General features: G+C 66.7%; 18 protein-coding genes. 8 read left to right on the top strand and 10 right to left on the bottom strand.

Annotated elements, in window-relative coordinates:
* The first annotated feature begins 90 nt into the window (after window positions 1-90).
* Window positions 91-693 carry a hypothetical protein gene (locus ACMZ91_RS18445; RefSeq protein WP_414578437.1) on the top strand — a complete coding sequence of 201 codons (603 nt, stop codon included), beginning with the start codon at window positions 91-93 and terminating at the stop codon, window positions 691-693.
* 9 nt (window positions 694-702) lie between these two features.
* Here the strand turns inward: ACMZ91_RS18445 and ACMZ91_RS18440 are convergent, their stop codons facing one another.
* The gene (locus tag ACMZ91_RS18440) at window positions 703-1110 is read right to left on the bottom strand and encodes an ExbD/TolR family protein (protein WP_071229521.1); all 408 of its coding nucleotides are present in this window, start codon (window positions 1108-1110) and stop codon (window positions 703-705) included.
* A gap of 151 nt (window positions 1111-1261) precedes the next feature.
* On the opposite strand from ACMZ91_RS18440, the gene ACMZ91_RS18435 reads away from it, so the two are divergent.
* The 3 genes from ACMZ91_RS18435 to ACMZ91_RS18425 all read left to right on the top strand — a co-directional run bounded on the left by ACMZ91_RS18435 (window position 1262) and on the right by ACMZ91_RS18425 (window position 4852).
* Entirely contained in the window at window positions 1262-3247 is a 1986-nt protein-coding gene (locus ACMZ91_RS18435) for a transglycosylase SLT domain-containing protein (protein WP_414578440.1), read from the top strand.
* 106 nt (window positions 3248-3353) lie between these two features.
* Window positions 3354-3590 carry a hypothetical protein gene (locus ACMZ91_RS18430; protein WP_008267778.1) on the top strand — a complete coding sequence of 79 codons (237 nt, stop codon included), beginning with the start codon at window positions 3354-3356 and terminating at the stop codon, window positions 3588-3590.
* Between the two features lie 41 nt (window positions 3591-3631).
* Window positions 3632-4852, top strand: coding sequence for a multifunctional CCA addition/repair protein (locus ACMZ91_RS18425; protein ID WP_149908671.1), 1221 nt, complete (start codon window positions 3632-3634; stop codon window positions 4850-4852).
* Window positions 4853-4900: 48 nt separating this feature from the next.
* Here the strand turns inward: ACMZ91_RS18425 and ACMZ91_RS18420 are convergent, their stop codons facing one another.
* Genes ACMZ91_RS18420 through ACMZ91_RS18410 form a run of 3 tightly spaced genes read right to left on the bottom strand, consistent with a single transcriptional unit; the run spans window position 4901 to window position 6761 of the window.
* Window positions 4901-5335, bottom strand: a complete 435-nt coding sequence (locus ACMZ91_RS18420) for an SseB family protein (RefSeq protein WP_005419309.1) — start codon at window positions 5333-5335, stop codon at window positions 4901-4903.
* A gap of 49 nt (window positions 5336-5384) precedes the next feature.
* Window positions 5385-5720 (bottom strand): hypothetical protein, encoded by a 336-nt coding sequence (locus tag ACMZ91_RS18415; RefSeq protein WP_149908672.1) that lies wholly within the window; start codon window positions 5718-5720, stop codon window positions 5385-5387.
* A 3-nt stretch (window positions 5721-5723) separates the two neighbouring features.
* Window positions 5724-6761 (bottom strand): S41 family peptidase, encoded by a 1038-nt coding sequence (locus ACMZ91_RS18410; protein ID WP_414578279.1) that lies wholly within the window; start codon window positions 6759-6761, stop codon window positions 5724-5726.
* A 417-nt stretch (window positions 6762-7178) separates the two neighbouring features.
* On the opposite strand from ACMZ91_RS18410, the gene ACMZ91_RS18405 reads away from it, so the two are divergent.
* A complete protein-coding gene (locus ACMZ91_RS18405; RefSeq protein ID WP_134951225.1) occupies window positions 7179-7607 on the top strand; it encodes a hypothetical protein in 429 nt (142 codons plus the stop codon).
* A 70-nt stretch (window positions 7608-7677) separates the two neighbouring features.
* Here ACMZ91_RS18405 and ACMZ91_RS18400 read toward each other — a convergent pair whose 3' ends face one another.
* The 6 genes from ACMZ91_RS18400 to ACMZ91_RS18375 form a co-directional block, all read right to left on the bottom strand.
* Window positions 7678-10707 (bottom strand): autotransporter family protein, encoded by a 3030-nt coding sequence (locus ACMZ91_RS18400; RefSeq protein ID WP_414578281.1) that lies wholly within the window; start codon window positions 10705-10707, stop codon window positions 7678-7680.
* Window positions 10708-11005: 298 nt separating this feature from the next.
* Window positions 11006-12088 (bottom strand): acyltransferase family protein, encoded by a 1083-nt coding sequence (locus tag ACMZ91_RS18395; RefSeq protein ID WP_414578283.1) that lies wholly within the window; start codon window positions 12086-12088, stop codon window positions 11006-11008.
* Window positions 12088-13236: an N-acetylglucosamine-6-phosphate deacetylase gene (gene nagA / locus ACMZ91_RS18390; protein WP_071229514.1), complete on the bottom strand. Its 1149-nt coding sequence runs from the start codon at window positions 13234-13236 to the stop codon at window positions 12088-12090. The genes ACMZ91_RS18395 and nagA overlap by 1 nt, the downstream gene beginning before the upstream one ends.
* Window positions 13236-14264: an SIS domain-containing protein gene (locus ACMZ91_RS18385; protein ID WP_049400482.1), complete on the bottom strand. Its 1029-nt coding sequence runs from the start codon at window positions 14262-14264 to the stop codon at window positions 13236-13238. The genes nagA and ACMZ91_RS18385 overlap by 1 nt, the downstream gene beginning before the upstream one ends.
* A 7-nt stretch (window positions 14265-14271) precedes the next feature.
* The gene (locus ACMZ91_RS18380) at window positions 14272-15339 is read right to left on the bottom strand and encodes a LacI family DNA-binding transcriptional regulator (protein ID WP_006391719.1); all 1068 of its coding nucleotides are present in this window, start codon (window positions 15337-15339) and stop codon (window positions 14272-14274) included.
* Between the two features lie 39 nt (window positions 15340-15378).
* Window positions 15379-16668 (bottom strand): sugar MFS transporter, encoded by a 1290-nt coding sequence (locus ACMZ91_RS18375; protein WP_277779308.1) that lies wholly within the window; start codon window positions 16666-16668, stop codon window positions 15379-15381.
* A gap of 376 nt (window positions 16669-17044) precedes the next feature.
* On the opposite strand from ACMZ91_RS18375, the gene ACMZ91_RS18370 reads away from it, so the two are divergent.
* From ACMZ91_RS18370 to ACMZ91_RS18360, 3 genes are all read left to right on the top strand, one after another.
* On the top strand, window positions 17045-18061 hold the full coding sequence (locus ACMZ91_RS18370; protein ID WP_032130422.1) for a glucokinase family protein: 1017 nt from the start codon (window positions 17045-17047) through the stop codon (window positions 18059-18061).
* Between the two features lie 143 nt (window positions 18062-18204).
* Window positions 18205-20865 carry a TonB-dependent receptor gene (locus ACMZ91_RS18365; protein ID WP_049461490.1) on the top strand — a complete coding sequence of 887 codons (2661 nt, stop codon included), beginning with the start codon at window positions 18205-18207 and terminating at the stop codon, window positions 20863-20865.
* A gap of 111 nt (window positions 20866-20976) precedes the next feature.
* Window positions 20977-23334 (top strand): beta-N-acetylhexosaminidase, encoded by a 2358-nt coding sequence (locus ACMZ91_RS18360; RefSeq protein ID WP_414578287.1) that lies wholly within the window; start codon window positions 20977-20979, stop codon window positions 23332-23334.
* Window positions 23335-23374: the final 40 nt, after the last annotated feature.

Below are 23374 nucleotides of genomic sequence, written 5' to 3'. Positions count from 1 at the left end.
CAAAGGAATGTCGGGACATGGGCTGCCGCACTCCCTCCCTGCATGGCGGCGCCGTCTCCTTTGTAAACAAGTGGTAAAAATCGCGGCGTGATGATCGACACTCTTTCACGCGGAATTGACGCAATTGCAGGCCGATTGCGTCAGATGGCTGCAGGTTATGACCGGACGATATTGTTCACGACAGGCAGCCTTGATGCCGGCTGCGACAGCGCACGCCGGGGGCTGCCACATTCATGGAAAAGGTCTTTGCCGGACCGTTTCAGGAATAGTTTGAAATTCCCTCTTTCAGAAGGCGCCGCTAGTCGATCCAGCGCAGACTCGCACCTCCAGCCATTCGCGGGAGGGTCGATCATGAAAGCGGTGAGTGCGGTGCTGGGTGTCACGACGGTGATGACGCTGCTTTTTTCCCTGGCGGGCGAATCGAGAGCAGGCGGTGTGATCGAGTGCAACAACTGCCCCTCTCCCAGCGATGCGGCCTTGGCCTCGGGAGAGGGATTGACGGTTGTGGTGGATTTCGAGAGAGCCGAGTTGACTGCTTTCGACGTTGAACGTGCCGCTGGGACCGGAAGGTGGCGAGCACATCCAACCCCGGTTCCAGCGCAGATTGAAATGGCCTTTCTGCGGATCCTGGATGCGACGCTGTCAGCAGGGGAAGCGCCGCTCATGCAGCAATCACCGCATGAGCGGCAGTGAGACATCGCACTACCGCACGAACGCAATGCGCTCCATGCCGGTCGCCTCGGCTGCGGCCAGAATCCTCGCCATGCCTTCGTATTCGGCCGCCGGATCGGTGGCGATACGCAGCTCCGGCAGGTTGCCGGCATGTTCGCCCGCCTGTGCCTGCAGGCGCGCCTGCAGCTCACTGATCACCATCGGCTGGCCATTCCAGCTGAGCTGGTTGGCAGCGTCCAGGCGCAGCTCGATCGGCGGTGGCGGTTCGGGACGGTCGACCACGCGATCGGTGGCCTGTGGCAACTGCACGGCTATCGGCCGGGCCACGATCGGCGCGGTCACGATGAAGATGATCAACAGCACCAGCATCACATCCACCAGTGGCGTGACATTGATGTCCGCCAGCGGGCCGCTTCTTCCTGCGCTACTGAACGCCATGTGCCGCTCCCTGCAGCCGGGCCGTTCGCCCAAGCTCGACACTACGTCGCCCGCAGGCTCGCGAGGCAGTGCCTGCAGCACGAGCATTCAGCTGCCGTTGCCGACCCATCGCGTGCACGCAATGCGAAACTGAATTCAGCCATTGCCCGCTATGCTGCCCGCCATGACCCGACGCTCTTCGACCGCCCTGTCCCTGCTGCCCTTGGCCACCACGCTGCTGATCGGCTGCGCCAATGCCCAGTCCCTCGACGCCCAGAACGCGCAGCTGAAGGCCGCGATCGCTGCCGCCGAACGCGGCCAGTTCGATCCCGGCCAAGCCGCCGCACTCAGCCGCCATCCTGCATACGGCTGGCTGGAGTACGCCAACCTGCGCCGCAACATCGACACCGTCGATACCGCGCAGGCGCAGGCCTTCCTCAAGCGCTACGACGGCCAGGCCGTGGCTACCACCTTCCGCAGCGTGTGGCTGCCCTCGGTCGCACGCCGCCAGGACTGGCCGACCCTGCTCGCCAACTGGGCGCCCACCGACAACGCCGGCCTGCGCTGTGCGCAGCTGACCGCGCGCCAGGTGACCGGCAAGGTTGATCCGCAGTGGATCAGCGAAGCGCAGGATCTGTGGCGCAAGAACGGCAAGTCGCTGCCGGACGGCTGTGATGCCGTTTTCGCCGTGCTGCAGGCGCAGGGTGGTCTGAGCGACGCGCTGCGCTGGGAACGCATCGATGCCGCCGCCGACGCCCAGCAACCCGCTGTGATGCGCAGCGCCGCACGTGGCCTGCCTGCCACCGACCTGGCGCTGGCCAACAATTACGCCGCCTTTGTCGACAAGCCCAATGCCAGCGCATTGAACTGGCCGCGCAACGAGCGCAGCCGGCGCATCGCCACTGATGGCCTGGCCAAGCTGGCCAAGGCCGATCCCGGCGCCACCGAACAGCAGCTGCCGCAGTACGCGCAGGCACTGGGCCTGAGTGCCGACCAGCAGGGCCAGGTGCTGTACCAGATCGCACTGTGGACGGTGGCGTCCTACCTGCCCGATTCGGCGCGCCGTCTCAATGCGGTGCCGGAATCGGCGCACGACGAACGCCTGCACGAATGGCGCGTGCGCGAAGCGATGTCGCGCGGCGACTGGCCGGCAGCGCTGACCGCGATCCGCAAGATGGGCAGCAAGCAGCGCAGCGACCCGCGCTGGCGCTACTTCGAAGGCCGCATGCTGGAGAAGACCGGCCAGGCCCAACAGGCGCAGCCGCTGTTCCGCGAGGCCGCGCGCGCACCGACCTTCCATGGTTTCCTCGCCGCCGACAAACTGCAGCAGGGCTACACGCTGTGCCCGTGGAAGCCGAACGACAGCGCGCAGGCACAAGCGGTGATCGCGCGCGACCCAGCCATCCAGCGCGCGATGGCGCTGTACCAGATCGATCGCGCCGGCTGGGCCGTGGCCGAATGGAACAGCGCGCTGTCGCGCTTCGATGACACCCAGCGCCGCCTCGCCGTTCGCGTGGCGCAGGACAATGGCTGGTTCGACCGCGCCGTGTTCGCACTCGGCAAGCAGCCGCAGGAACAGCGCCTGTACGACCTGCGTTTCCCGCTGCACCACGACGCCACCATCCGCCGCGAATCGGCACGCAACGCGATCGATCCGGCCTGGGTGGCGGCAGAGATCCGCGCCGAGAGCACCTTCACCCCGCGCGCGCGCTCGCCTGCCAACGCCATGGGCCTGATGCAGGTGCTGCCGGCCACCGGTGCCGGCGTGGCCAAGTCGATCGGCCTGACCGGCTACGGCGGCGCCGACAGCCTGTACGACCCGGACACCAACATCGCCATCGGTACCGCCTATCTGCGCCAGCTGATGAACAAGTACGACGGTCTGCCGTACGTGACCATCGCCGCCTACAACGCCGGCCCGACCCCGACCGCGCGTTGGCAGGGCCAGCGCCCGGGTTATGACCCGGACCTGTGGATCGAGACCATCAGCTACAAGGAAACCCGCGAGTACGTCGCGCGCGTGCTGGCCTTCAGCGTGATCTACGACTGGCGCCTCAATGGTGATGCGCTGCCTCTGAGCGACCGTCTGATGGGCCGCCTGGTGGACAAGCGCAAGAGCTTCAGCTGCGCCGCCAACGCTGACCAGGGCGGCGATTGATCGCACTGCGGTCGTGCCGGCCGCTGGCCGGCTTCGGCCATTATCCAAGGGTTGCCGGCCAGCGGCCGGCACTACCCGGCATCCGTTTCCCGGGGAGGGGAAAGCGATGAGCCTGCTGGCCTGGATCGGGATGTTCGCCGCCTGGAGCCTGTTCGCCACCTGGGTATTGCGCTGGGGTGGCGCGGCCTGGATGGAAGGCTGGAAGTCGCTGGCCTTCGTCGACAGCTGGGGCAGCCTGTGGGACGAAGCGCAGATCAAGCTCTACTTCCTCTGCCTGTGGATCGTCTACGGGCTGTGGTTCCTGGCTGGCCTGTTCGTGCCGGAGTGGCGCGGCCTGCCGTGATGCCGCTGCGTCGGTAGTGCCGGGCATGCGATCATCCCCCCATGAAGATCTATCTTGTCGGCGGCGCCGTACGCGACCGCCTGCTGCAACGCCCTGCCGGCGACCGCGACTGGGTGGTGGTCGGTGCCACGCCCGCGCAGATGGAAGCGCAGGGCTACACCGCCGTCGGCCGCGATTTCCCGGTGTTCCTGCATCCGAAGACGGGTGAGGAGTACGCGCTGGCGCGCACCGAGCGCAAATCCGGCCGCGGCTATCGCGGCTTCTTGGTCGACGCCGATCCGGCGGTGACGCTGGAAGAGGACCTGCAGCGCCGCGACTTCACCATCAACGCGATCGCCTGCGATGAGGAGACCGGCACGCTGGTCGATCCTTACGGTGGCGTTCGCGATCTTGAGCAGCGCGTGTTGCGCCACGTCGGCCCTGCGTTCGTGGAAGATCCACTGCGCGTACTGCGCGCGGCGCGCTTCATGGCGCGCTTCGCGCCACTGGGCTTCACCGTCGCCGAAGAGACCATGGCGCTGATGCGCGAGGTCGCCGCCAGTGGCGAGCTGGACGCGCTGGTGCCGGAACGCGTCTGGCAGGAACTGCGCAAGGCGCTGGTCAGTGAACGGCCCTCCGCCTTCCTGCGCACGCTGCACGCTGCGCATGCGTTGGGCCCGATCCTGCCCGAGCTGGAAGCGCTGTATGGCGTGCCGCAGCGTGCCGAATTCCATCCGGAAGTCGACACCGGCATCCACCAGGAAATGGTCAGCGACATGGCCGCGAAACTGGCACCGGGTGATGACCTGGTCGGCTTCGCTGCCCTCACCCACGACCTCGGCAAGGGCCTGACCCCGCCGGAGGAATGGCCACGCCACATCATGCACGAGCAGCGCGGCATCAAACCGCTGAAGGCATTGTGCGCGCGGTTGAAGATTCCCACCGAGCACCAGCAGCTGGCCGAAGCGGTCTGCCGCGAGCACTTGAACCTGCACCGCATCGACGAACTGCGCGATGCCACTGTGCTGGAACTGCTGGGCCGCTGCGATGCGCTGCGCAGGCCAGAGCGCGTGGCTCGTATCGCGCTGTGCTGCGAGGCCGACAAGCGCGGTCGGCTCGGTTTCGAGGATGCCGACTACCCACAGGGCGAAACGCTCAAGCGCCTGCACCAGGCGGCGCTGTCAGTGCAGGCGCGGGATCTGGATACCACGCATCTGAAGGGCCCGGCCATCGGCGAAGCACTGGCCAAGGCGCGGGTGAAAGCCATCGCCGCCGCCCGATGAAGCCCTGGTAGTGCCGGCCGCTGGCCGGCACCCAGACAATCCCTGGATTCAGTGCGCCATGCCGCGGGTGATCGCCGCCGCACGCTGCTTCAGCTGGGCCACGGCATCGGGAATCATCTCCATGCCCACGTCCAGGCCCGGGTTCAGCACCAGGCCGACGCCGTCGCCGATACCGGCCAACAGCGCGTGCACCGCGATCGGCATGGCATGCGCAAACTGCGGCAGCTGCTCGTGCCACAGGCCGGCGCGCTCGGGGGCGGTGAACACCGCGAACATCGGCTCGCCGCTCTCGCTGGTCAGCACCAGCGGCGAGATGCTCTCGTCCCAGGCGCCATCTTCGCCGATGGCCTTGTCCAGCAGCACGAACGCCGTCGAGGTCAGCAGGCCGTCGAGGAACTGCGCTGCGGTCAGCGTGCCGTCCTGGGCCTGCAGCAGGCGCACCTCGAGGTCGTTGAGGGGTTCGAACGGGGTGTCGTGGTCCATGGTCGGTTCCGGTACGTGATTGCAGGGCAGACTTTAACAGGCCCGCTCCTCAACCGAGGAATCCATGACGCCACAGCCAGCCCAGCGCCGCCAGACCGGCCACCACTACCAGCATCAGCGGCAGGCCGAAGCGGTGCCGCCACGGGATCGGCACCCCGCCCAGCTGCTGGTCCATGGTGTCGGTGTCCAGCACCCAGCCGTGCCCGCACCGGCTGCAGGCCAGCTCGTAGCGGCGATGGTAGGTGAGGCCGAACAGCAGGTCGATGCGCGCCATCTTGTAGCGCAGCTGGGGCGCGAACCCGGTTTCCGTCTGGCAGCGCAGGCAGTGGTGGGCTTCGGTCGGGCCGACCACCATCACCCGTTCCTGCTGGCCGATCAGGATCATGGATCAGCGGCCCTGGCAGGCGGGTTGGGCCAGCAGCCAGGCTTGGGCGGCGGCAAGGGTGGCGGCATCACCCTCGATGCGCTGGTCGGGCTCGATCTTCAACCCATCACCACGATCATTGCGGTCGCGCATCACGGTGGTGGTCAACAACAGGCGGCTGCCATCGGCCAGTGTGCGCACGTTTTTGCCAGTCGAGACCCCTGCCGTCGGCTGGCCGAAGCTGCGCGTCTGCGCGCGGCCACGCCACGCCAGCGCCGAGGCCTCGCCCGAACTGCCGGTACGCTGTCCGAACAGCACCGCCACCGGCGCGCCAGGCTGCCGCAGCACATAGCCGGTCTGGCCGAAGTCCAGCACCGGCTTGCCTGCACGCTGCACGGCGGTCGCGGTCAACGTCCAGCGCTCCGGCCCCTGTGCGGTTTCGAACGACCCCACATCTTCGTTGTTCACCACCGAGGTGCGCAGCAGCGGTGCCATGCCCAGCAGCATCGGCCACATGTTGCCACCGCTGTTGTCACGCAGGTCGACGATCCAGCCACAGCGCATGCCGTCGTCCTTGCTGCGGATGACCTGCTGCCACCGCGCGGCGCGCTGGATGTTCTGGCGGAACGCTTCCTGTGGCGTCGCGCCGGGCGTGGAGGCATATCCCTCGATGACCAACCAGCCGATGCGCGCATCCACCGCATCGGCGGCCTTGGCCCTTTCCACGGCGGCGGCGCCGACCTGCTGCGCGCGCGCAAGGGATTCGCTCTGGCGCTGGGTCGTCGTCCATACGCCATGATTGCCCGTGCTGACCGCAATGGCTTCGCGCAGCAACGCCAGCCGCTTCACGGGGTCACCCTGCACCGATTGCAGTCGTGTGCGGGTGCCAGGCCAGTCCACCCGGTCGCGATACAGCGCCTGCCGTTCAAGCAGGTTGAGGATCTCGGCCTCCGCCTCCGGCGAGGGCACCTCGATTGCCTTGGGCGTATCGGCCATGGCGTTGGCAGCCACCAGCGCGATCACCAGCGCACCAATGCGACGCACTCCCTTGCGAACCTGCATGTGACGTTTCCTTGTCGTTGAGGCAGGCGCACAGCATAGCCCGCAGGTGATGGCTTTCGCCATGCGCGGACTGTCGTATCTGGCCCCGCCGCGGATTGCAGCAAGACAGCTTGCACGCGATCAGTAGATTGCAACTTTGCCCATGTCATCGCCACCTAGAACGCGAGAAGGTTGCCTCCGTCGGCGCCTCCTGCGCTGGCCGGGATTGGCGTCCTGAATGAAGCTACCTGAAGTCGGGCTTGCGACCATGTCGCGGGCTCGAATAATGCACCGTCCGTCGTCCTGCGGCGGGCGGTGCGTGGGGATCCTTCCGATCCGCCGGCTTCGTTTCCTTTGGGTAGCTTCACCGGCACGCCAACCCGCACCGCCCGCCACCTTGCATCCCTGCAGGTGGCCCAGCCTTGTGAGGTTGCTGACATGACCACGCTCTACCCCACCTACCCACGTCTGTATGTACTGCTCGGTGCCGCAATGCCCGGCCTGCAGCTCTCCAATGCCGCAGCCGAAGCGTTGGAAGATGCGCTCACAGAAGCCCATGAACACGCTCCGCCGCCGGCCTTCTTCGCCCGGTTGCACGGCATCGCGCAAAGCCACGCCGCCGATGGTCAGGTCTGGCGCGAACGGCAACTCAGCGATGTGCGTGGCCGGGAACTGGCGGAGGCGACGCGCTGCTTGGCAGCATTGTCTGTGTGCGGCGGGGTACTGCTGGCTGCACAGTCGGCGCGCGAGACGGACGATGCGCAGGCGCAGTGTCCGCCGCAGGTGGAGGAAGGCCTGCTGCACGCGGTAGTGGTGTTGGCCGATCATGCCAGCGCGCTGGTGGCGCCGGGTGCATGCGCGGGGTAATGGCACCGATGGATTCGTGCCGACCAAGGTCGACACCTCACAGAGCGGGTCATGAAATCCATACCCGGCGCTACCAGTCCGCGCGCAGGCCGATGTTGCCTTCGATGATGCGGCGCTTCTCGTTGCGGTCGCCGCCCAGCTCGCGCGTGTAGTCGGCAACGGCATAGGCGCTGATGGTCCGGTTGAAGCGCCCGACCACACCCACGCCGGCTTCCAGTGCGCGCGAGCGCTGCGAATTGATGATCGTGTCGTTGTCGAAGCCGACGCGATCCTCGCCGGAACGGCCATGCCAGTAGTTGAGCTTGAAGTACGGTTGCCAGCCGTTGTCGGCCAACTGGTAGTCGCCGGCCAGGCGCAGGCCGATGCGGCCGGTCCAGGCATTGTCGTTGTCGAAACGCGCGCTCGATACTTCATCGCGGCGGTCGTCCAGCGAGGTGCGCTGCCAGATCACCTGCACCTGCGGTTCCAGCCACCATGCGGACTGACCGAAGTACAGCAGCGGCTTGCCCGCCTCCACCGACACGCTGGTGCCATCGCCCTTGATCCCAAAGCCGAGCCCACGCGAGGAACGCACGCGGCCGTCGTAACGGCTCTGCATCGCCACCGCATCGATATAGCCACCGCTGCTGTCGGTGAACGTCCAGTACAGGCCCACATGCTTGTCGTCCAGGCGGCTCTGGCCTACCTGCACGTTCTCCCAGCCCAGTGCCAGGCCGGTGGTCTTGCCCTGCGCGCGGGTGCGGCCGACGAACACGCCGATCTGGTTGCGATGGTTGTCATTGGCCGTGGCCCACACATCGAGGCCGGCCTGCAGGCCCATCACATCGCCATCAAAGCCGGGCTGCGCATCCCCCTTCCAATGGATCTCGCTGCTCTGCCCCACCAGACGACCCCAGGCCGTGCGGAATGCGCCCTGGTTGTACAGCAGGCGCTGCTCGCCCTGCCGCTCATGGAACGTGCCGAGGCTGGCCAGCGAGGTCTCGCGCAGCAGCGGCGGCACCACGGCGTAGGTGGCGGTTTCCACGCGGTACAGCGGCACCACTGCGCCCTCGGCGGGGCGCGCGCCCGGCGTCGGCGGCGTACCGGTACCGGGCAGGCTGCCACCCGCCACCGGCACATCCGGCACCGCCGGATCACTGGGCGGCGCCACCGGCACGGGTTCCGGCGGCGGTGGTGGCGGCGCGGTCTCGCCTGCGGTCAGATCCGAATCGGTGGCGCCTTCGGGCGGCGGTGGCGGTGCCGGGGTGATCGGTGGTGGGGGTGCGACGGGCGGCGTCGGCGGCGGCGGCACGCCATTGATACCGCTTCCGTTGGGCGCCGGTGCAGGCCCGGCCACCACGGTCGAGCGCAGGTACCAGTTCTCGCTGGTACCGGCACTGACACCGCCCTTGAACAGGAAGTACTCGTAGGCACCGGCCGCAACCGGCGCGAACAGCGAGAACGCGCCCGGCGCGGTACGGCCACCATTCAACGCCTGCACCACCAGGATGCCATCGGCCAGCGTGGCCGCGCCGCTGCCGCCGGCATTGAGCACGCCGATGCCGGTGGTGCCGGTGGCGGTACCGCCATCGATCACCAGGCGGTCGCTGGTGGAATTGTCCGCGCCGAGCACGGTACGCAGGTACAGGCCGCCACCGTCACCGCGGTAGTTGCCACGCACGGTGAACACGTCGCCGGCGCCGGCACCGGTCAGGTCGATGCGCCCGGCATTGACCATCTCCACCAGTGCGCCACTGTTGAACGGACGGACGGCATGGCCGCCACTGCCCGCGTAGACAGTGCTGGTGTCATCCACCGTGAGCGTGCCGGTGCCGGTTCCGCTGTCACCCAGCACCAGATCACCATCGAAGGTCAGCTCGGTGCTGTTGGCCAGGCTGATTGTCTCCCAGTTCTGGAAGCGTCCCACGCCCGCAGCCTTGACGTTGTTGAAGTTGAGCTGATCGATGCCACTGCCACCGTCGAACAGCGGCACTGCACCAAGGTTGCCTTGGTTGAGGTTGCTGAGGTTGGCCACGTCGTTGTCCGGCCCCATGTCGATCGCGCCGTAGACGATGCCGCCGCCGTTCCAGTTGAAGGTGTCGTTGCCGGTACTGAGCAGTACCTGGCCGCGCACGGTGCCATCGGTGATGGTCACGCTGTCGGCACCACCACTGACACTGATGTTGCCGCCGATGTAGGCCGTACCCGAGATGATGATGGTGTCGGTGTCGAAGCCGGTGACCACGTTGCCCTCAACGATGCCGCCGGACTGATCCCACAGATTCTTGTCCAGCTTCATGTTGACGCGGCCGATGCGGCCAGCGGTCATCCAGGCCTGGTCGCCATCCTCGAACGCACCGACGATGCGGCCACCGCTCATGCGGAAGGTATCGATGTTGTCGCCCTGCTGCAGCGCGCCGATCGTGCCGCCACTCATGACGAAATCATCGCGGCCACTGCCCTGCACCACCACGCCGGTGACGGTGCCGCCGGTGACAGTCATCTGGTCATCGCCACCGCCCTGGTCGACGCTGTCGATCGTACCGTCACTGAGCAGCAGCACATCGTTTCCATCGCCCTGCAGGACGCCTCCGGTGATGCTGCCGGCCTGCATCTCGAGGCGATCGTTGCCCGCATCGAACTGCACGCCGGTCTGACCACTGATCGTTCCCCGATTGACCAGCACGCTGTCGCCTGCGCCGATGAACTGCAGGGCAATGTTGTTGCCGGTGCTGATGCTGCCGGTGTTGTCGACGCGGCTGCCACCCCCAAGCTGCACGGCCACACCGCCCACCGAACTGATCGCGCCCTGGTTTGACAGCAGGTGACCACCGGCACCGACCAGCGCGAGGGCCGATCCACCACCACTCTGCTGCAACTGGGCACCATTGCCGACGTTGACGGTGACGCCAGCCGCGCCACTGGCGGTAACGGGAGTGGTCTGCGGATTCGGTGCGTTGGCATCACAGGTGACCGTCTGGCCGGCGGTCGGTGTCGAGTTGTTACAGCCGGCCCAGGCGACGCTGGCGGTCGTCAGAAGCAGGGAGGGAACGGCGAGGGCCTGCAACACGGAAACAGCAAGGCGGCGCGGGCGGAACGCACGCGGAACGGCACGGGACATGGGGCACTCCTGGACGGGAAATCAGGAACTGCGTATGTGCGGCACTGCGCTTGCAGTCTGCCGTGTGGTGAACCGTTTCGACAGGTGAACTTGCGTGCAGAGAATCACAGTTCAGATGTGAAATCGCCCGGTCCTCACGCCAATGTGATGTGGCTGAAATCGTTCATTTTTTGGCACGTGGGGATCACGCGCAAAGCATCCACGCATGGCGTGGATCTACTGACCCTGCATCGCCAATCGATTCACTCATGGCACCTGGTAGATCCACGCCATGCGTGGATGCCGTTGGCAAATGGGGTCAGATCTTCAGATAGATCTTCCGCCGGTCCAGCCACCACGCCACGCCCCACCAAAGCGCGACGAACACCAGTGCCTGCAGCATCGACGCCAGTTCCAACGACTTTGGCATCGCGTTGGCCAGCTGCTGCCAGATCCAGCCCCAGGCGCCGGTCGCCATCAACACCACCGACATCACCGATGCCCCCAGGTACGCGGTGATCGCGTTGACACCGAAGCGCCGGCCAAGCGCGGGCCAGCCCTTCTGGTCGATCAGCACGTGGCCCAGCCACAGCGCCAGCGCCGCAAGACCGCCCGTCCACAGCACGTAACTGGGCGTCCACAGCTGCTTGTTCAGCGGAAGCACGATGGCCAGCAGCAGGCCGAGCACAGCGGTCGCCACGCCCAGCCCGGCCAATGCCGCCGAACGCCCATTGCGCAGCAGGCCACCGGCAAGCAGGCCGAGCACCGTGCTGGCCAACGCGCCCAGCGTGCTCAGCAGCCCTTCCGGGTCATGTCCGAGCCCGGTATCGGCATGCCACTGGTAGATCCACGGTGCGAACAGCGTGGTATCCAGACGACTGGCCGGATTGGTCCACGGCGCCAGATCGCCGACGCCCAGCAGCAGTACGGTATACCCCACCAGCAGACTGACCAGCACGCCCGCCTGCATGCGCGGACGCGCATACACCGCGAGCACGCCCACCAGCGCCGCGCATACCGCGATCCGCTGCAGCACGCCCCAGATGCGGAAGTGAGGGGTATGCAGCGCCCACCAGATCAGCAGGTGCAGCAACGCACCGGCCACCAGGATGCGCAGTGCGCGCTCCAGAACGCCGCGCGCCAACGCGGGTCGCGCCGCCGTGTCCAGCGCGCGTGGCGCCACGCTGAAGGCCATCGACACGCCCACCAGGAACAGGAAGAACGGGAACACCAGATCGGTGGGCGTGCAGCCATGCCATTCCGAATGACGCAGCGGCGCGAACACCGCGCTCCAGTCACCCGGGTTGTTGACCAGCAGCATTGCCGCCACGGTGATGCCGCGCAGGGCATCGATCGAGCCCAAGCGGCGCGGCGGCATACTTCCCTTCAAGGGATCGGCCATCAGGCGGCCTCGTATTGTCCGGCAATCCAGGTGCCACGCACCTGCAGGGCATCGTCCAGCAGCACCAGGTCGGCCTGGTAGCCCTCGGCGATGTGGCCCAGACGATCGTCAACGTTGAGGAACTGCGCCGGATAGGTCGAGGCCATGCGCGCGGCTTCGGCCAGTGGCTGGCCGAGCAGCTGCACGGTGTTGCGCACCGCGGTGGCCATGTCCAGCGCCGAGCCGGCCAGCGAACCGGCGGCATTGCGCACCACGCCGTCGATGGCGGTGATGGTTTCGCCGTACAGCACGTAACTGGGATCGTCGGCGCCAACCGGCGGCATCGCATCGGTGACCAGCAGCAGGCGACCACGCGGTTTGGCTGCCAGCGCCACGCGCAGGCTGGCCGGATGCACATGCACGCCATCGACGATGATGCCGATCCAGCTGTCGCGGTCTTCCAGCGCAGCGCCCACCGCGCCGGGCTCACGGCCCTGCAGCGGCGACATCGCGTTGTACAGGTGGGTGAAGCCGCGCACGCCGGCATCCAGACCGGCGCGGATCTCTTCGTAGGTGCCTGCGGTATGCCCAGCGGCAACGACCACGCCGCGCTCGACCAGCGCGCGAATGGTCTCCAGCGGCACGCGTTCCGGTGCCAGCGTCAGCAGGGTCACGCCGTTGTCCAGCGATGCGGCCAGCGCGATCTCTGCTTCGTCTGGCACACGGAACTTGCTGGCATCGTGCGTACCCTTGCGGGCCGGCGCGATGTACGGTCCTTCCAGATGGATGCCGATCACGCCTGGCACACCCTGCGCGATCGCCTCGCGCATCGCATCGATGGCTTCACGCATCACGCCCACGTCGTCGCTGATCAGCGTCGGCAGCATCGCGGTGGTACCGAAGCGGCGGTGCGCCTGCGCGATGGTGCGCAGTGCCGCCACGTCTGGCGTGTTGTTGAACAGCGCGCCGCCGCCACCATTGACCTGCACATCGATGAAACCGGGCAGCAGCCAGCCACCGCCCAGATCAACCTGCTCGGCGGCCTGGCCCAGCTGCGGCGCTGCATCGGGCAGCAGCGCACTGATGCGGCCGTGCTCGATCACCACCGCCAGATCATCGCGGAATTCGTCGCCTGCCAGGATGCGGGCATTGCGCAGGACCGTGGCCATCACACCGTCTCCGTGACCTTGTTCAGGTGCGGCGGCAGATCCGGGTTGAAGCCACGACGCAGCGCCAGCGCGTTGATCGCGCGGTAGAAGCTCTGCACGGTCAGCAGCGGTGCGCACAGCGGATGCGGCGCGGCCGCTACCGGCAGGTTGCCACCGGCACCGGCCATCCACACCTGTGCACCGCGCGCGGTGAATTCTTCGACGACGGCACGGGTGCCGGCGCCGGTTTCATCAGGCTGGGCAAAGGCCAGCACCGGGAAACCGCGGTCGACCAGCGCCATCGGGCCATGCTTCACCTCGGCCGAGCTGTAGGCTTCGGCATGCAGGCTGCAGGTTTCCTTGAACTTCAGTGCGGCTTCCTGCGCCGCGCCCAGGCCCAGGCCACGGCCGAGCACGAACAGGTTGGTCGCCTCGACCAGGCCCTCGGTCACCGGCGTCCAGTCGCACTGCCAGGCCTCGCGCATCGCGTCCGGCAGCAGGTCCAGCGCCGCACGCAGGCTTGCGTCCTGCTTCCAGTAGGCCGCAAGCTGCAGCAGCGCGGCCAGCGACGCCAGGTAGCTCTTGGTCGCCGCCACGCTCTTTTCGGCACCGGCATGCAGCGGAATGACCGTGTCAGCCAGCTGCGCCAGCGGCGAATCCTCGACGTTGACCAGTGCGATCACGCGCGCGCCGGCGGCCTTGGCAGCTTCCGCGTTGCGCAGCAGGTCCGGGCTCTTGCCCGACTGCGAGATGACGATGAACAGCGCGCCACGCAGCTGCAGCGGCGCAGCGTAGACCGAACCCACCGACGGCGAAGCCGATGCGACCACCAGGCCCAGCTGGGTTTCCAGCAGGTACTTGCCATAGGTGGCGGCATGGTCGGAGCTGCCGCGTGCGCAGGTGACCACGAACGGCGGCGGCGCCGCACGCAGGCTGGCGGCCAGGGTTTCCATGGTGGCGTGGTTGCGCGAGAACTGGCGCGCGACCACGTCGGCCGCTTCAGCGGCTTCGGCGAACATCAGGGTGGACGTGGGGTCTGACAGCGACATGGCAGGCTCAGGCAGGATCGGAAGGAAGGGGGCGTGCGCCGGCCGGGCGCATCGGCGCGGTCGAACCGCGCACCACCAGCTGCGGCACGAAGCCCTGGTTGTGCAGCGGTGCCGGCGCATCGTCATAGGCGTCGCTGCGCAGCTGTGCGATCAGCAGGCGCGCGGCATGGCGGGCGATGTCTTCGGTGGCCTGCTTGGCGGTGGTCAGCGGCGGCCACGACTGGCGCGAGAACGGGCTGTCCTCGAAGCCGGCAATGGACAGGTCGTAGGGCACGTTCATGCCGGCCGACTTGGCAGCGGCCAGCACGCCGGCAGCGATTTCGTCGTTGGAACCGAAGATGGCGGTGGGCGGCTCGCGCAGCGCCAGCAGGCGGCGCGCGCCACGGAAACCATCGTCGAAGGTGTAGTCGCCCTGCACCACCAGGTGCTTGTCCACGGTCATGCCGTAGTCCTTCAGCGCGGCTTCGTAACCGGCATAACGCTCGCCCGAGGAGCGGTGCGAGATGCCGCCCCAGAGGAAGCCGATGCGCTGGTGACCCAGCTGGATCAGGTGCTCGGTGATCTCGTAGGCGGCCTCGCGGTCGTCGACGAATACGCAGGCACCATCGGCCGGGTCTTCGGTGGCCGCAATGATGCGCACCAGCTTGATGCCGCGCGCGGTCAGCGCCTGGATCAGGTCGCGGCGCTCGGACATCGGTGCGGTCAGCACCAACCCGGCCAGGCGCGAACGCTGCACCCAGTCGGCCAGCTCATCGGCCAGCAGCGGCGAGCTGGAATCGCAGGGATGGATCTGCAGGCCGAAACCGGTCTCGCGGCACGCGGCCAGCACGCCGTTCTGCACGCCGATGATGTGGTACGGGTTCGGGTTGTCGTAGACCAGCCCGATCACGAAGGTGGTGCCGCTGCGCAGGTTGCGCGCGGATGGATCGGGTTCGTAATCGAGTTCGGCGATGGCACGCAGCACCCGCGCACGGGTGGCCTGCATCACCGAAGGCTCGTTGTTGATCACCCGCGAGACCGTCTTCAGCGAGACCTTGGCCTTTTCCGCAACGTCCTTGATGGTCGCTCTGCGCATGGGTTTTCCCTGGGGTTGGCTGCCGTCCATCATCGCCGATCAGGCCTTGTCCTGCGGCAGGCCGGCGCGGTGGCCGACCACCGAGTAGAACAGGATGTACAGGTAGCACGGCACCATCAGCAACACGAACACCAGCTGGAAGTCGATGTGCTGCTTGAGCACGGCGAACAGCTGCGGAATGATCGCGCCACCGGCGATGCCCATCACCAGCAGGGCCGAGCCGGTTTCGGTGAAGCGGCCCAGGCCGCGGATCGCCAGCGGGAAGATCGCCGGCCACATCATGGCGTTGGCGAAGCCCAGCAGGGCCACGAAGGCCACCGATACATAGCCGTGGCTGGCCCAGGCACCCAGGCAGAACACCACGCCCAGCACCGCCGAAATGGTCAGGTAGCGCGACTGCGACACGACCTTGGGGATCAGCAGCAGGCCGACCACGTAGCCCACCAGCATCGCGCCAAGGGTAAGCGAGGTGAACATCTTGGTCTGGTCCAGCGGCAGGTCGAAGCCATGCCCGTAAGTACCAATCGCATCACCGGCCATCACCTCCACGCCCACGTAGACGAACAGGCACAGCACGCCCAGCCACAGGTGCGGGAACTGGAAGATGCTGCGGCGCTCGGCGGCACCGGCAGCCGCCGGCGTGGCGTTGGCTTCGGACGACTTGATTTCCGGCAGCGGCGAGAACAGCACGGCCACCGCCAGTACCACCAGCAGCGCAGCCATCGCCAGGTACGGGGTGTGGATCTTGGCGGCAAACTCGTTCAGCAGCGCGGCCTTTGTGACCGCATCTGCGGCCTGCACCTGTGCATCGAGGTCACCGATGCCGTGCAGCACCAGCGTGCCGATCAGCACCGGCGCCAGCATGCCGGCGATCTTGTTGCAGATGCCCATCAGCGCGATGCGGCGTGCCGCCGTCTCGATCGGGCCGAGGATGGAGATGTACGGGTTGATCGCAGTCTGCAGCAGGGCCAAGCCGCTGCCGATCACGAACAGGCCGCCAAGCGCGCCCGGGTACCAGCGCTGGGTGGCGAACTCACCGAACAACGCAGCACCACCGGCCATCACCAGCAGGCTCAGGCTGAGGCCCTTTTTCATGCCGGTGCGGCGCAGGATCCAGGACGCCGGCAGGGCCAGGAAGAAGTAGGACAGGTAGAACACCATCAGCACCAGGAAGGCGCCGACCTCGCTGAGTTCAAAGGCGAGCTTGACGAAGGTGATCAGCGGGCCGTTGAGCCAGGTGAAGAAGCCGATCAGGAAGAACAACACGCCAACGATGGCGATGGAGGTGGCCACGTTCGGGCGCGCGCTTGCAGCGGGGACGGCGGACATCAGGAGGGCTCCTGCGGCGACGGCCGCAGAACGCGGCGTCGGAGAGTGGCTGGGAACAACGTTGTCACATTCTTTCGATGGACAGCTGCGGTTTGTCAACTTCCACACGCAGCCCTGTGAACCTCGTGCTGCACTGCGCAACCCGATCGCAACGCATCGTGCTGAATGCGCCGAAGGCCTTGGCCCATGTGCGGCAACGGTTCCCACGTGAAAGCCGCACTCACGTCATGTAAACGTTTACTGCATGTCGCATTCGTTGCGATGCAGCAACGAAAGTGTCACGAACTCGTTGACATCGTTGTCAGCGGGGTTACAGACTCCGCCCCAATCGCCGCCCCCGATCCCGGGGCCGGCCCCACCTGCAGCAGGAGCCCGCGTGACCGCCAGCCACCCCGCCCCGGCCCATGTCCTGTCCCGAGTCGCGCCGACGTTCCTGGCCGCCGACGTCGGTGGCACCCATGTGCGCGTGGCCCGGGTCCAGGCCAGCGGTGATGCCGCCCATCCGGTGCAGGTGCTGGAGTACCGCAAATACCGCAACGCCGACCATGCCGGCCTCAGCGCGATCCTGTCCGACTTCCTCGGCGAAGGCCCGCGGCCCACGCATTGCGTGGTCGCCAGTGCCGGCTACGCCCGCGAGGACGGCACGGTGATCACCGCCAACCTGCCGTGGCCGCTGTCGGCGCGCCAGGTGGAAGCCGACGTCGGCCTGCAGCGGGTCTACATCGTCAACGACTTCGAAGCCGTGGCCTACGCCGCCGCGCAGGTTGACGCCAGTGGCGTGCTGCACCTGTGCGGACCGGAAACCGCCGCCCGCGGCCCGACCCTGGTGGTCGGCCCCGGCACCGGCCTCGGCGCCGCGCTGTGGATCCCTACCGCGCACGGCCCGGTCGTGCTCCCGACCGAAGCCGGGCAACCGACCTTGGCCGCCAGCACCGAACTGGAAATGGCCATCGTCCGCCACATGCAGCGCGACCGCGCGCACGTGTCGATCGAACACGCGATCTCCGGCCCGGGCCTGATGAACCTGTACCGCGCGGTGTGCGCACTGCAGGGCCAGGCGCCGACCCTGGCCAGCCCCGACGCGGTCACCGCTGCGGCCATGGCCGACAGCGATGCACATGCGCGCCAGGCGCTGGATGTATTCTGCGGCCTGCTCGGCAGCACCATCGGCGACATGGCGCTGTTCTACGGCGCCCACGGTGGCGTCTACCTGGCCGGCGGCATCCTGCCGCAGATCCGTGAATACCTGCACGCCAGCACTTTCGTCGAACGCTACCTGCAGAAGGGACCGATGGGCGAAGCGCTGGCACGCATCCCGGTGAAGGTCGTCGAGCACGGCCAGCTGGGCGTGGTCGGCGCTGCCAGCTGGTACCTGCAGCAGTCGGCCGCCTGACACCGCAACAGGCTTCAACGCAATCGCAGCACGCAGTACGTGGCACGCCAACGCACGGGACTTCGCCGCCGCCCCGCGCATGTCATCGCAACCGTAATCGAACACCGCCGCCGGCATCCAATCGAGTGATGAGGAGAGACATCATGAACACCCGCAAGACCCTGCTTTCGGCCGCCATCGTCAGCTGCCTCGCCTTCAGCGCGCACGCGCAGCAGGCCACCCAGACCGCCACCGACCTGGATACCGTGCAGGTCACCGGCATCCGTGGTTCGATGGAAAAGTCGCTGGATACCAAGCGCGAAGCCAATGCGCGCGTGGAAGTGGTCACCGCCGAAGACGTGGGCAAGCTGCCCGCGCACAACGTCGCCGACACCCTGCAGCGCCTGCCGGGTGTGAACATCAGCTCGTCCAGCGCCGACGAAGGCGGCTTCGACGAAGCCGACCGTGTCAGCCTGCGCGGCACCAGCCCGAGCCTGACCCAGACCCTGATCAACGGCCATACCGTCGGCTCGGCCGACTGGTTCGTGCTCAGCCAGGGCAACAACGTCGGCCGCAGCGTCAGCTACTCGCTGCTGCCGTCGGAACTGGTCAGCTCGGTGGAAGTGAACAAGTCCTCGCAGGCCAAGCTGCAGGACGGCGGCACCACCGGTACCGTCAACATCATCACCCGCAAGCCGCTGGAATTCTCCAAGCAGTTCACCGCGGAAGGCTCGATCGGCGCGGTGCGCTCGGACCAGGCCAAGTCGAACGACCCGCAGCTGTCGGCCCTGTTCAACTACAAGAACGATGAAGGCACCTTCGGCGTGATGCTGCAGGCCTTCAGCCAGAAGCGCGAGCTGCGCCGCGAAGCGCAGGAGATTCCGGGTGGCTTCTTCACTATCGAAGCCAACGATCCGGTGGCCAAGACCAACCCGGATCTGCTCGGCGTACAGGTTCCGGGCCTGCTGGGCTCAACCCTGTTCGAGCAGACCCGCAAGCGTACGGGTGGCCTGGTTTCGCTGCAGTTCAAGCCGACCGATGATCTGAGCTTCGTACTCAGCGGCTTCAGCTCCAAGCTGAAAGCCAACAACTACAACCGCAACTTCATGATGTTCGGCAACAGCTTCGGCAAGTCGCAGGCGCCTGATCCGGGCTATGTGGTGAAGGATGGCGTGCTGACGCAGGCCAGCTACAAGGGCATGCCCGACACCAACTACGCGGTGTACGACATGATCTACCGCGAGTCGACGGCCAAGACCAACTACATCACCCTGGATGCCGACTGGCAGGTCAGCGAAAACCTGACTGCGAAGTTCCAGGCCGGTACCACCAAGGGCACTGGCGAAACGCCGCGCCAGTACATCGCCGAGCTGTTGACTGCAAAGGGTGGCGGCGCCAGCTGGACCACCCATGGCAACGGCTCGCCGGTGGACTGGAATGTGGGGGGCGATATCAGTCCTGCCGGCGCCAGCTGGGGCGGCACCTGGGGCAACCAGCAGGTCACTGCGATCGACAAGGAAAAGTGGGCCAACGTCGATTTCAGCCAGTACTTCAACACAGGCGTGCTGAGCTCGATCGATTTCGGCGCGCGCTACGCCGACCACACGCGTGAAGCAAAGTCGCCGGAAGGCGCCACCCCAGGCAACATCTGGGACGCCCTGCGCGGCAGCCCCACCGCCAACTACCCGGGTGGCTTCGCCGGCGACATCGGCGGCAACTTCCCACGCAACATCTGGTACTACACCCCGGCAGCACTGCGTAATGCGGTGACCAACAACTCCGAATGGCTGTCGGGCAATGACGGTCCGGATGGCCGCCACAACTATGGCGCCGAATGGAAGGTGACCGAAAAGAACTTCGCCGCCTACGTGCAGGGCAACTTCAGCGGCGACCGCTGGAGCGGTAACGTCGGCCTGCGCTACGTCAACATCAAGCAGGACATCGATACCTACGCCACCGCCACCGGCTCGACCGTGCCGGACGTGAAGAGCCTGTTCGGTGCGTGGACCCGCGAAGCCTTCGAGAACAAGCACAACCGCGTGCTGCCGAGCGCGAACTTCAAGTACGACCTGCGCGACGACCTGGTGCTGCGCCTCGCCGCCTCGCAGACCCAGACCCTGCCCGACTACTCCGCACTGGGTGCGTCTTCGTACGGCTCGGATCTGAACCGAAAGGGCGGCGGCGGCAATCCGAAACTGAAGCCGGTGATCTCGACCAACTTCGACGCCAACCTGGAGTGGTACTTCATGCCGCGCGGCATGCTGTCGGTCGGTGCCTACTCGATGCGCCTGAAGGACTACGTGGCCTTCAGCACCGAGAAGCAGATGCTGTTCAGCGAGCTGACCAACCAGCTCGAGGAGTACGACATCTCGCGTCCGAAGAACGCCGACGGCAAGGTGCGCGGTATCGAAGTGGCCTACGAGCAGCCGATCGGCGAGTACTTCGGCGTCAACGCCAACTACACCTACGCTGATGGCAGCACCGAGCACACCTGGGCCGATGGAACCGACAACCTGCTCGGCACTTCGAAGAACACCTACAACGTGGGTGCCTACTTCGAGAACGACACCTTCGGTGCACGCGTCAGCTACACGCGCCGTTCGTCGTTCCTGATCGGCCTGTCCGGTGCCAACCCGTACTACCAGGATGACTTCGGCACGCTGTCGGCATCGCTGAGCTACAAGGCCACCGACTGGCTGAGCATCAGCTTCGATGCGCTCAACCTCAACAACCCGACCTACAAGTACTACCAGACCGCGGCCATCCCGACCTCGTTCTACAGCAACGGCCGCCAGTACTACCTCAACTTCCGCTTCAAGTACTGATCCAGCGGCGGCAACATCGCCGAGTCGTGCACGCACGCCGGGCCTGGGTCATTCCGGGCCCGGCGTTTTTCATGTATAGCGTTCATCGCACCGTTCCAAGGAGTCGTTCCGATGGTCAAGCCTTCCCGCGCCCGGACGCGCAGCGCAGTGCTGCTGGGCAGCCTGCTCGCCCTGCTGCCGGCACTGCCGGCGCTCGCCGCCGATCCCACGCCTGCCGCTGAAGCACCCGGCCCGCAGCTGCGTGCCGGCAGCCTGATGCTGATTCCGGCCCCCAGCAATGTGCAGGCCGGCCAGGGCAGCGGCATCACCGTCCGCGCCGATACCGTGCTGCAGGCCGAAGGCGAAGTCGCGCAGCGCGTCGCCGCCCAGTTCGCCGACCTGCTGGCCCGCAGTGGTGGGCCGCGCCTGGTCCTGGCCAAAGGCAAGGCTGCAGCCAGGGCCGGCAGCATCCGTTTCCAGATCGTGCCCACCTTCCGCGACAGCGGCGAAAGCTACACGCTGGAGAGCACCGCGCAGGGCGTGCTGATCCAGGCCGGCAACGAAACCGGCCTGTTCTATGGCGCGACCACCCTCGCCCAGCTCGCCACCGGCGGCAGCAATGGGGTGCTGCCAGCGGTGCAGATCCAGGATGCGCCACGCTTCAGCTGGCGCGGCTTCATGCTCGACTCGGCGCGGCATTTCCAGAGCCTGGACGAGATCAAGCGCGTGCTCGACGCAATGGCTGCGCACAAGCTCAACACCTTCCACTGGCACCTGACCGATGACCAGGGCTGGCGCATGGAGATCAAGCGCTACCCGAAGCTGACCGAAGTGGGCAGCTGCCGCCTGCCGGCCGGCGACGGTGGCATCGATCCGGTCAGCGGCCAGGAGCATCCGTACTGCGGCTTCTACACGCAGGACCAGATCCGCGAAGTGATCGCCTACGCCGCCAAACTGCATATCCAGGTGATTCCGGAAATCGACGTGCCCGGCCATGCGACCGCTGCGATCGCCGCTTATCCCGAACTGGGCACCATCGATACACCACTGAAGCCGCTCAGCGAATGGGGCGTGTTCCCGAACCTGTTCAACGTCGAAGACAGCACGGTGACCTTCCTCGAGAACGTGCTGGAAGAAGTGATCGAACTGTTCCCCGCCAAGTACGTGCACGTGGGTGGCGACGAGGCGGTCAAGGACCAGTGGGAAGCTTCGAAGCAGGTGCAGCAGCGCATGCATGCGCTGGGCATCAAGGATGAAATGGCCATGCAGAGCCACATCATCAAGCGCCTGGAGACGTTCCTGGAGGAGCACGACCGGCGCCTGATCGGCTGGGATGAGATCCTCGAAGGGGGCCTGCCGCCGCAGGCCACGGTGATGTCGTGGCAGGGCACCGAAGGTGGCCTGGCTGCGGCCAGCGCCGGGCATGACGTGATCATGTCGCCCGTCGGCTACCTGTACCTGGACTACCTGCAGACGGCCTCACCGAACGAGCCGCCGGGTCGCCCGACCCAGGTCAACCTCGGCAAACTCTACAACTTCGAGCCGGTGCCGGCCGAACTGGCCGCCGACAAGCGCGGGCACATCCTCGGCCTGCAGGCCAACATGTTCACCGAGCACACGCGCAGCTATGCGCGCCTGCAGCACAACCTGTTCCCGCGCCTGGCCGCTGTGGCCGAGACCGGTTGGAGCACGCCGGAACATCGCGACTTCCGCGATTTCCTCGCACGCCTGCCGGCACAGCTGCAGCGCTACCGTGCCTGGGGCCTGGCCTATGCGCAGACCCCGCTCGAAGTAAGCGTGGACTATACCGATGATCGCGCGAAGAACACGGTGACCGTGTCGCTGGCCAATCCGCTGGGCTATGAGGTGCGCTACAGCACCGACGGACAGCCGGTGACCGCGCAGTCGCCGCTGTACCAGCAGCCGCTGACCGGAAAACTGCCAACCACCGTGCAGGCTGCCGCGTTCTACCAGGGCCAGATGCTGGCGGCGAAACCGACCATTGCCACCTTCACCGCACAGTCGCTGCTCAGCCGCCGCAGCGATGAGCTGCTCAGCTGCGTGGGCAAGAAGGGCCTGGTGCTGCGCCTGGAAGACGATGGCCCACGCGAAGGCAACCGTGCGGTGTTCAACGTGGACATCTTCCAGCCGTGCTGGCGCTGGCCGCAGGCGCAGCTGGACGGCATCGGCAGCGTGGAAGTGCGTGCAGGTCGCATCCCGTACTACTTCCAGCTGGCCCACGACGAGCCCAAGCGTCGCTTCGAGAAGGCCAAGCGCGCGCATGGCGAGATGCAGGTGCGTCGCGGCGACTGCAGCGGCAAGGTGCTGGCCGAAGTAGCGTTGCCGGCCAAGCCCGATGCCGATGGCTTCGTGACCCTGCGTGCGACGCTGCCGAAGGGTACCCAGGGTAACGGCGACCTGTGCATCAACTTCACCGGCGACACGCGCCCGGCGATGTGGGTGCTGGATGAGGTCACGCTGGGGAAATGACGGCAGGTCTGTCCTGGTGGGTGCCGACCTTGGTCGGCAC

This window comes from Stenotrophomonas sp. FR024 (genome assembly GCF_047500745.2).
Taxonomy (GTDB): Bacteria; Pseudomonadota; Gammaproteobacteria; order Xanthomonadales; family Xanthomonadaceae; genus Stenotrophomonas; species Stenotrophomonas maltophilia_A.
The sequence above is the reverse complement of the archived record's forward strand: the minus strand, read 5'-3'. Positions and strand labels throughout refer to the sequence as shown.

What these genes read in the sequence shown, in the direction of transcription:
- ACMZ91_RS18440 (WP_071229521.1), bottom strand. Translation starts at nt 1,110, where the DNA reads ATGGCGTTCAGTAGCGCAGGAAGAAGCGGCCCGCTGGCGGACATCAAT.
- ACMZ91_RS18420 (WP_005419309.1), bottom strand. Translation starts at nt 5,335, where the DNA reads ATGGACCACGACACCCCGTTCGAACCCCTCAACGACCTCGAGGTGCGC.
- ACMZ91_RS18375 (WP_277779308.1), bottom strand. Translation starts at nt 16,668, where the DNA reads ATGTCCGCCGTCCCCGCTGCAAGCGCGCGCCCGAACGTGGCCACCTCC.
- ACMZ91_RS18415 (WP_149908672.1), bottom strand. Translation starts at nt 5,720, where the DNA reads ATGATCCTGATCGGCCAGCAGGAACGGGTGATGGTGGTCGGCCCGACC.
- ACMZ91_RS18365 (WP_049461490.1), top strand. Translation starts at nt 18,205, where the DNA reads ATGAACACCCGCAAGACCCTGCTTTCGGCCGCCATCGTCAGCTGCCTC.
- ACMZ91_RS18405 (WP_134951225.1), top strand. Translation starts at nt 7,179, where the DNA reads ATGACCACGCTCTACCCCACCTACCCACGTCTGTATGTACTGCTCGGT.
- ACMZ91_RS18410 (WP_414578279.1), bottom strand. Translation starts at nt 6,761, where the DNA reads ATGCAGGTTCGCAAGGGAGTGCGTCGCATTGGTGCGCTGGTGATCGCG.
- ACMZ91_RS18400 (WP_414578281.1), bottom strand. Translation starts at nt 10,707, where the DNA reads ATGTCCCGTGCCGTTCCGCGTGCGTTCCGCCCGCGCCGCCTTGCTGTT.
- ACMZ91_RS18395 (WP_414578283.1), bottom strand. Translation starts at nt 12,088, where the DNA reads ATGGCCGATCCCTTGAAGGGAAGTATGCCGCCGCGCCGCTTGGGCTCG.
- ACMZ91_RS18380 (WP_006391719.1), bottom strand. Translation starts at nt 15,339, where the DNA reads ATGCGCAGAGCGACCATCAAGGACGTTGCGGAAAAGGCCAAGGTCTCG.
- ACMZ91_RS18360 (WP_414578287.1), top strand. Translation starts at nt 20,977, where the DNA reads ATGGTCAAGCCTTCCCGCGCCCGGACGCGCAGCGCAGTGCTGCTGGGC.
- ACMZ91_RS18430 (WP_008267778.1), top strand. Translation starts at nt 3,354, where the DNA reads ATGAGCCTGCTGGCCTGGATCGGGATGTTCGCCGCCTGGAGCCTGTTC.
- ACMZ91_RS18445 (WP_414578437.1), top strand. Translation starts at nt 91, where the DNA reads ATGATCGACACTCTTTCACGCGGAATTGACGCAATTGCAGGCCGATTG.
- ACMZ91_RS18435 (WP_414578440.1), top strand. Translation starts at nt 1,262, where the DNA reads ATGCTGCCCGCCATGACCCGACGCTCTTCGACCGCCCTGTCCCTGCTG.
- ACMZ91_RS18425 (WP_149908671.1), top strand. Translation starts at nt 3,632, where the DNA reads ATGAAGATCTATCTTGTCGGCGGCGCCGTACGCGACCGCCTGCTGCAA.
- ACMZ91_RS18385 (WP_049400482.1), bottom strand. Translation starts at nt 14,264, where the DNA reads ATGTCGCTGTCAGACCCCACGTCCACCCTGATGTTCGCCGAAGCCGCT.
- nagA (WP_071229514.1), bottom strand. Translation starts at nt 13,236, where the DNA reads ATGGCCACGGTCCTGCGCAATGCCCGCATCCTGGCAGGCGACGAATTC.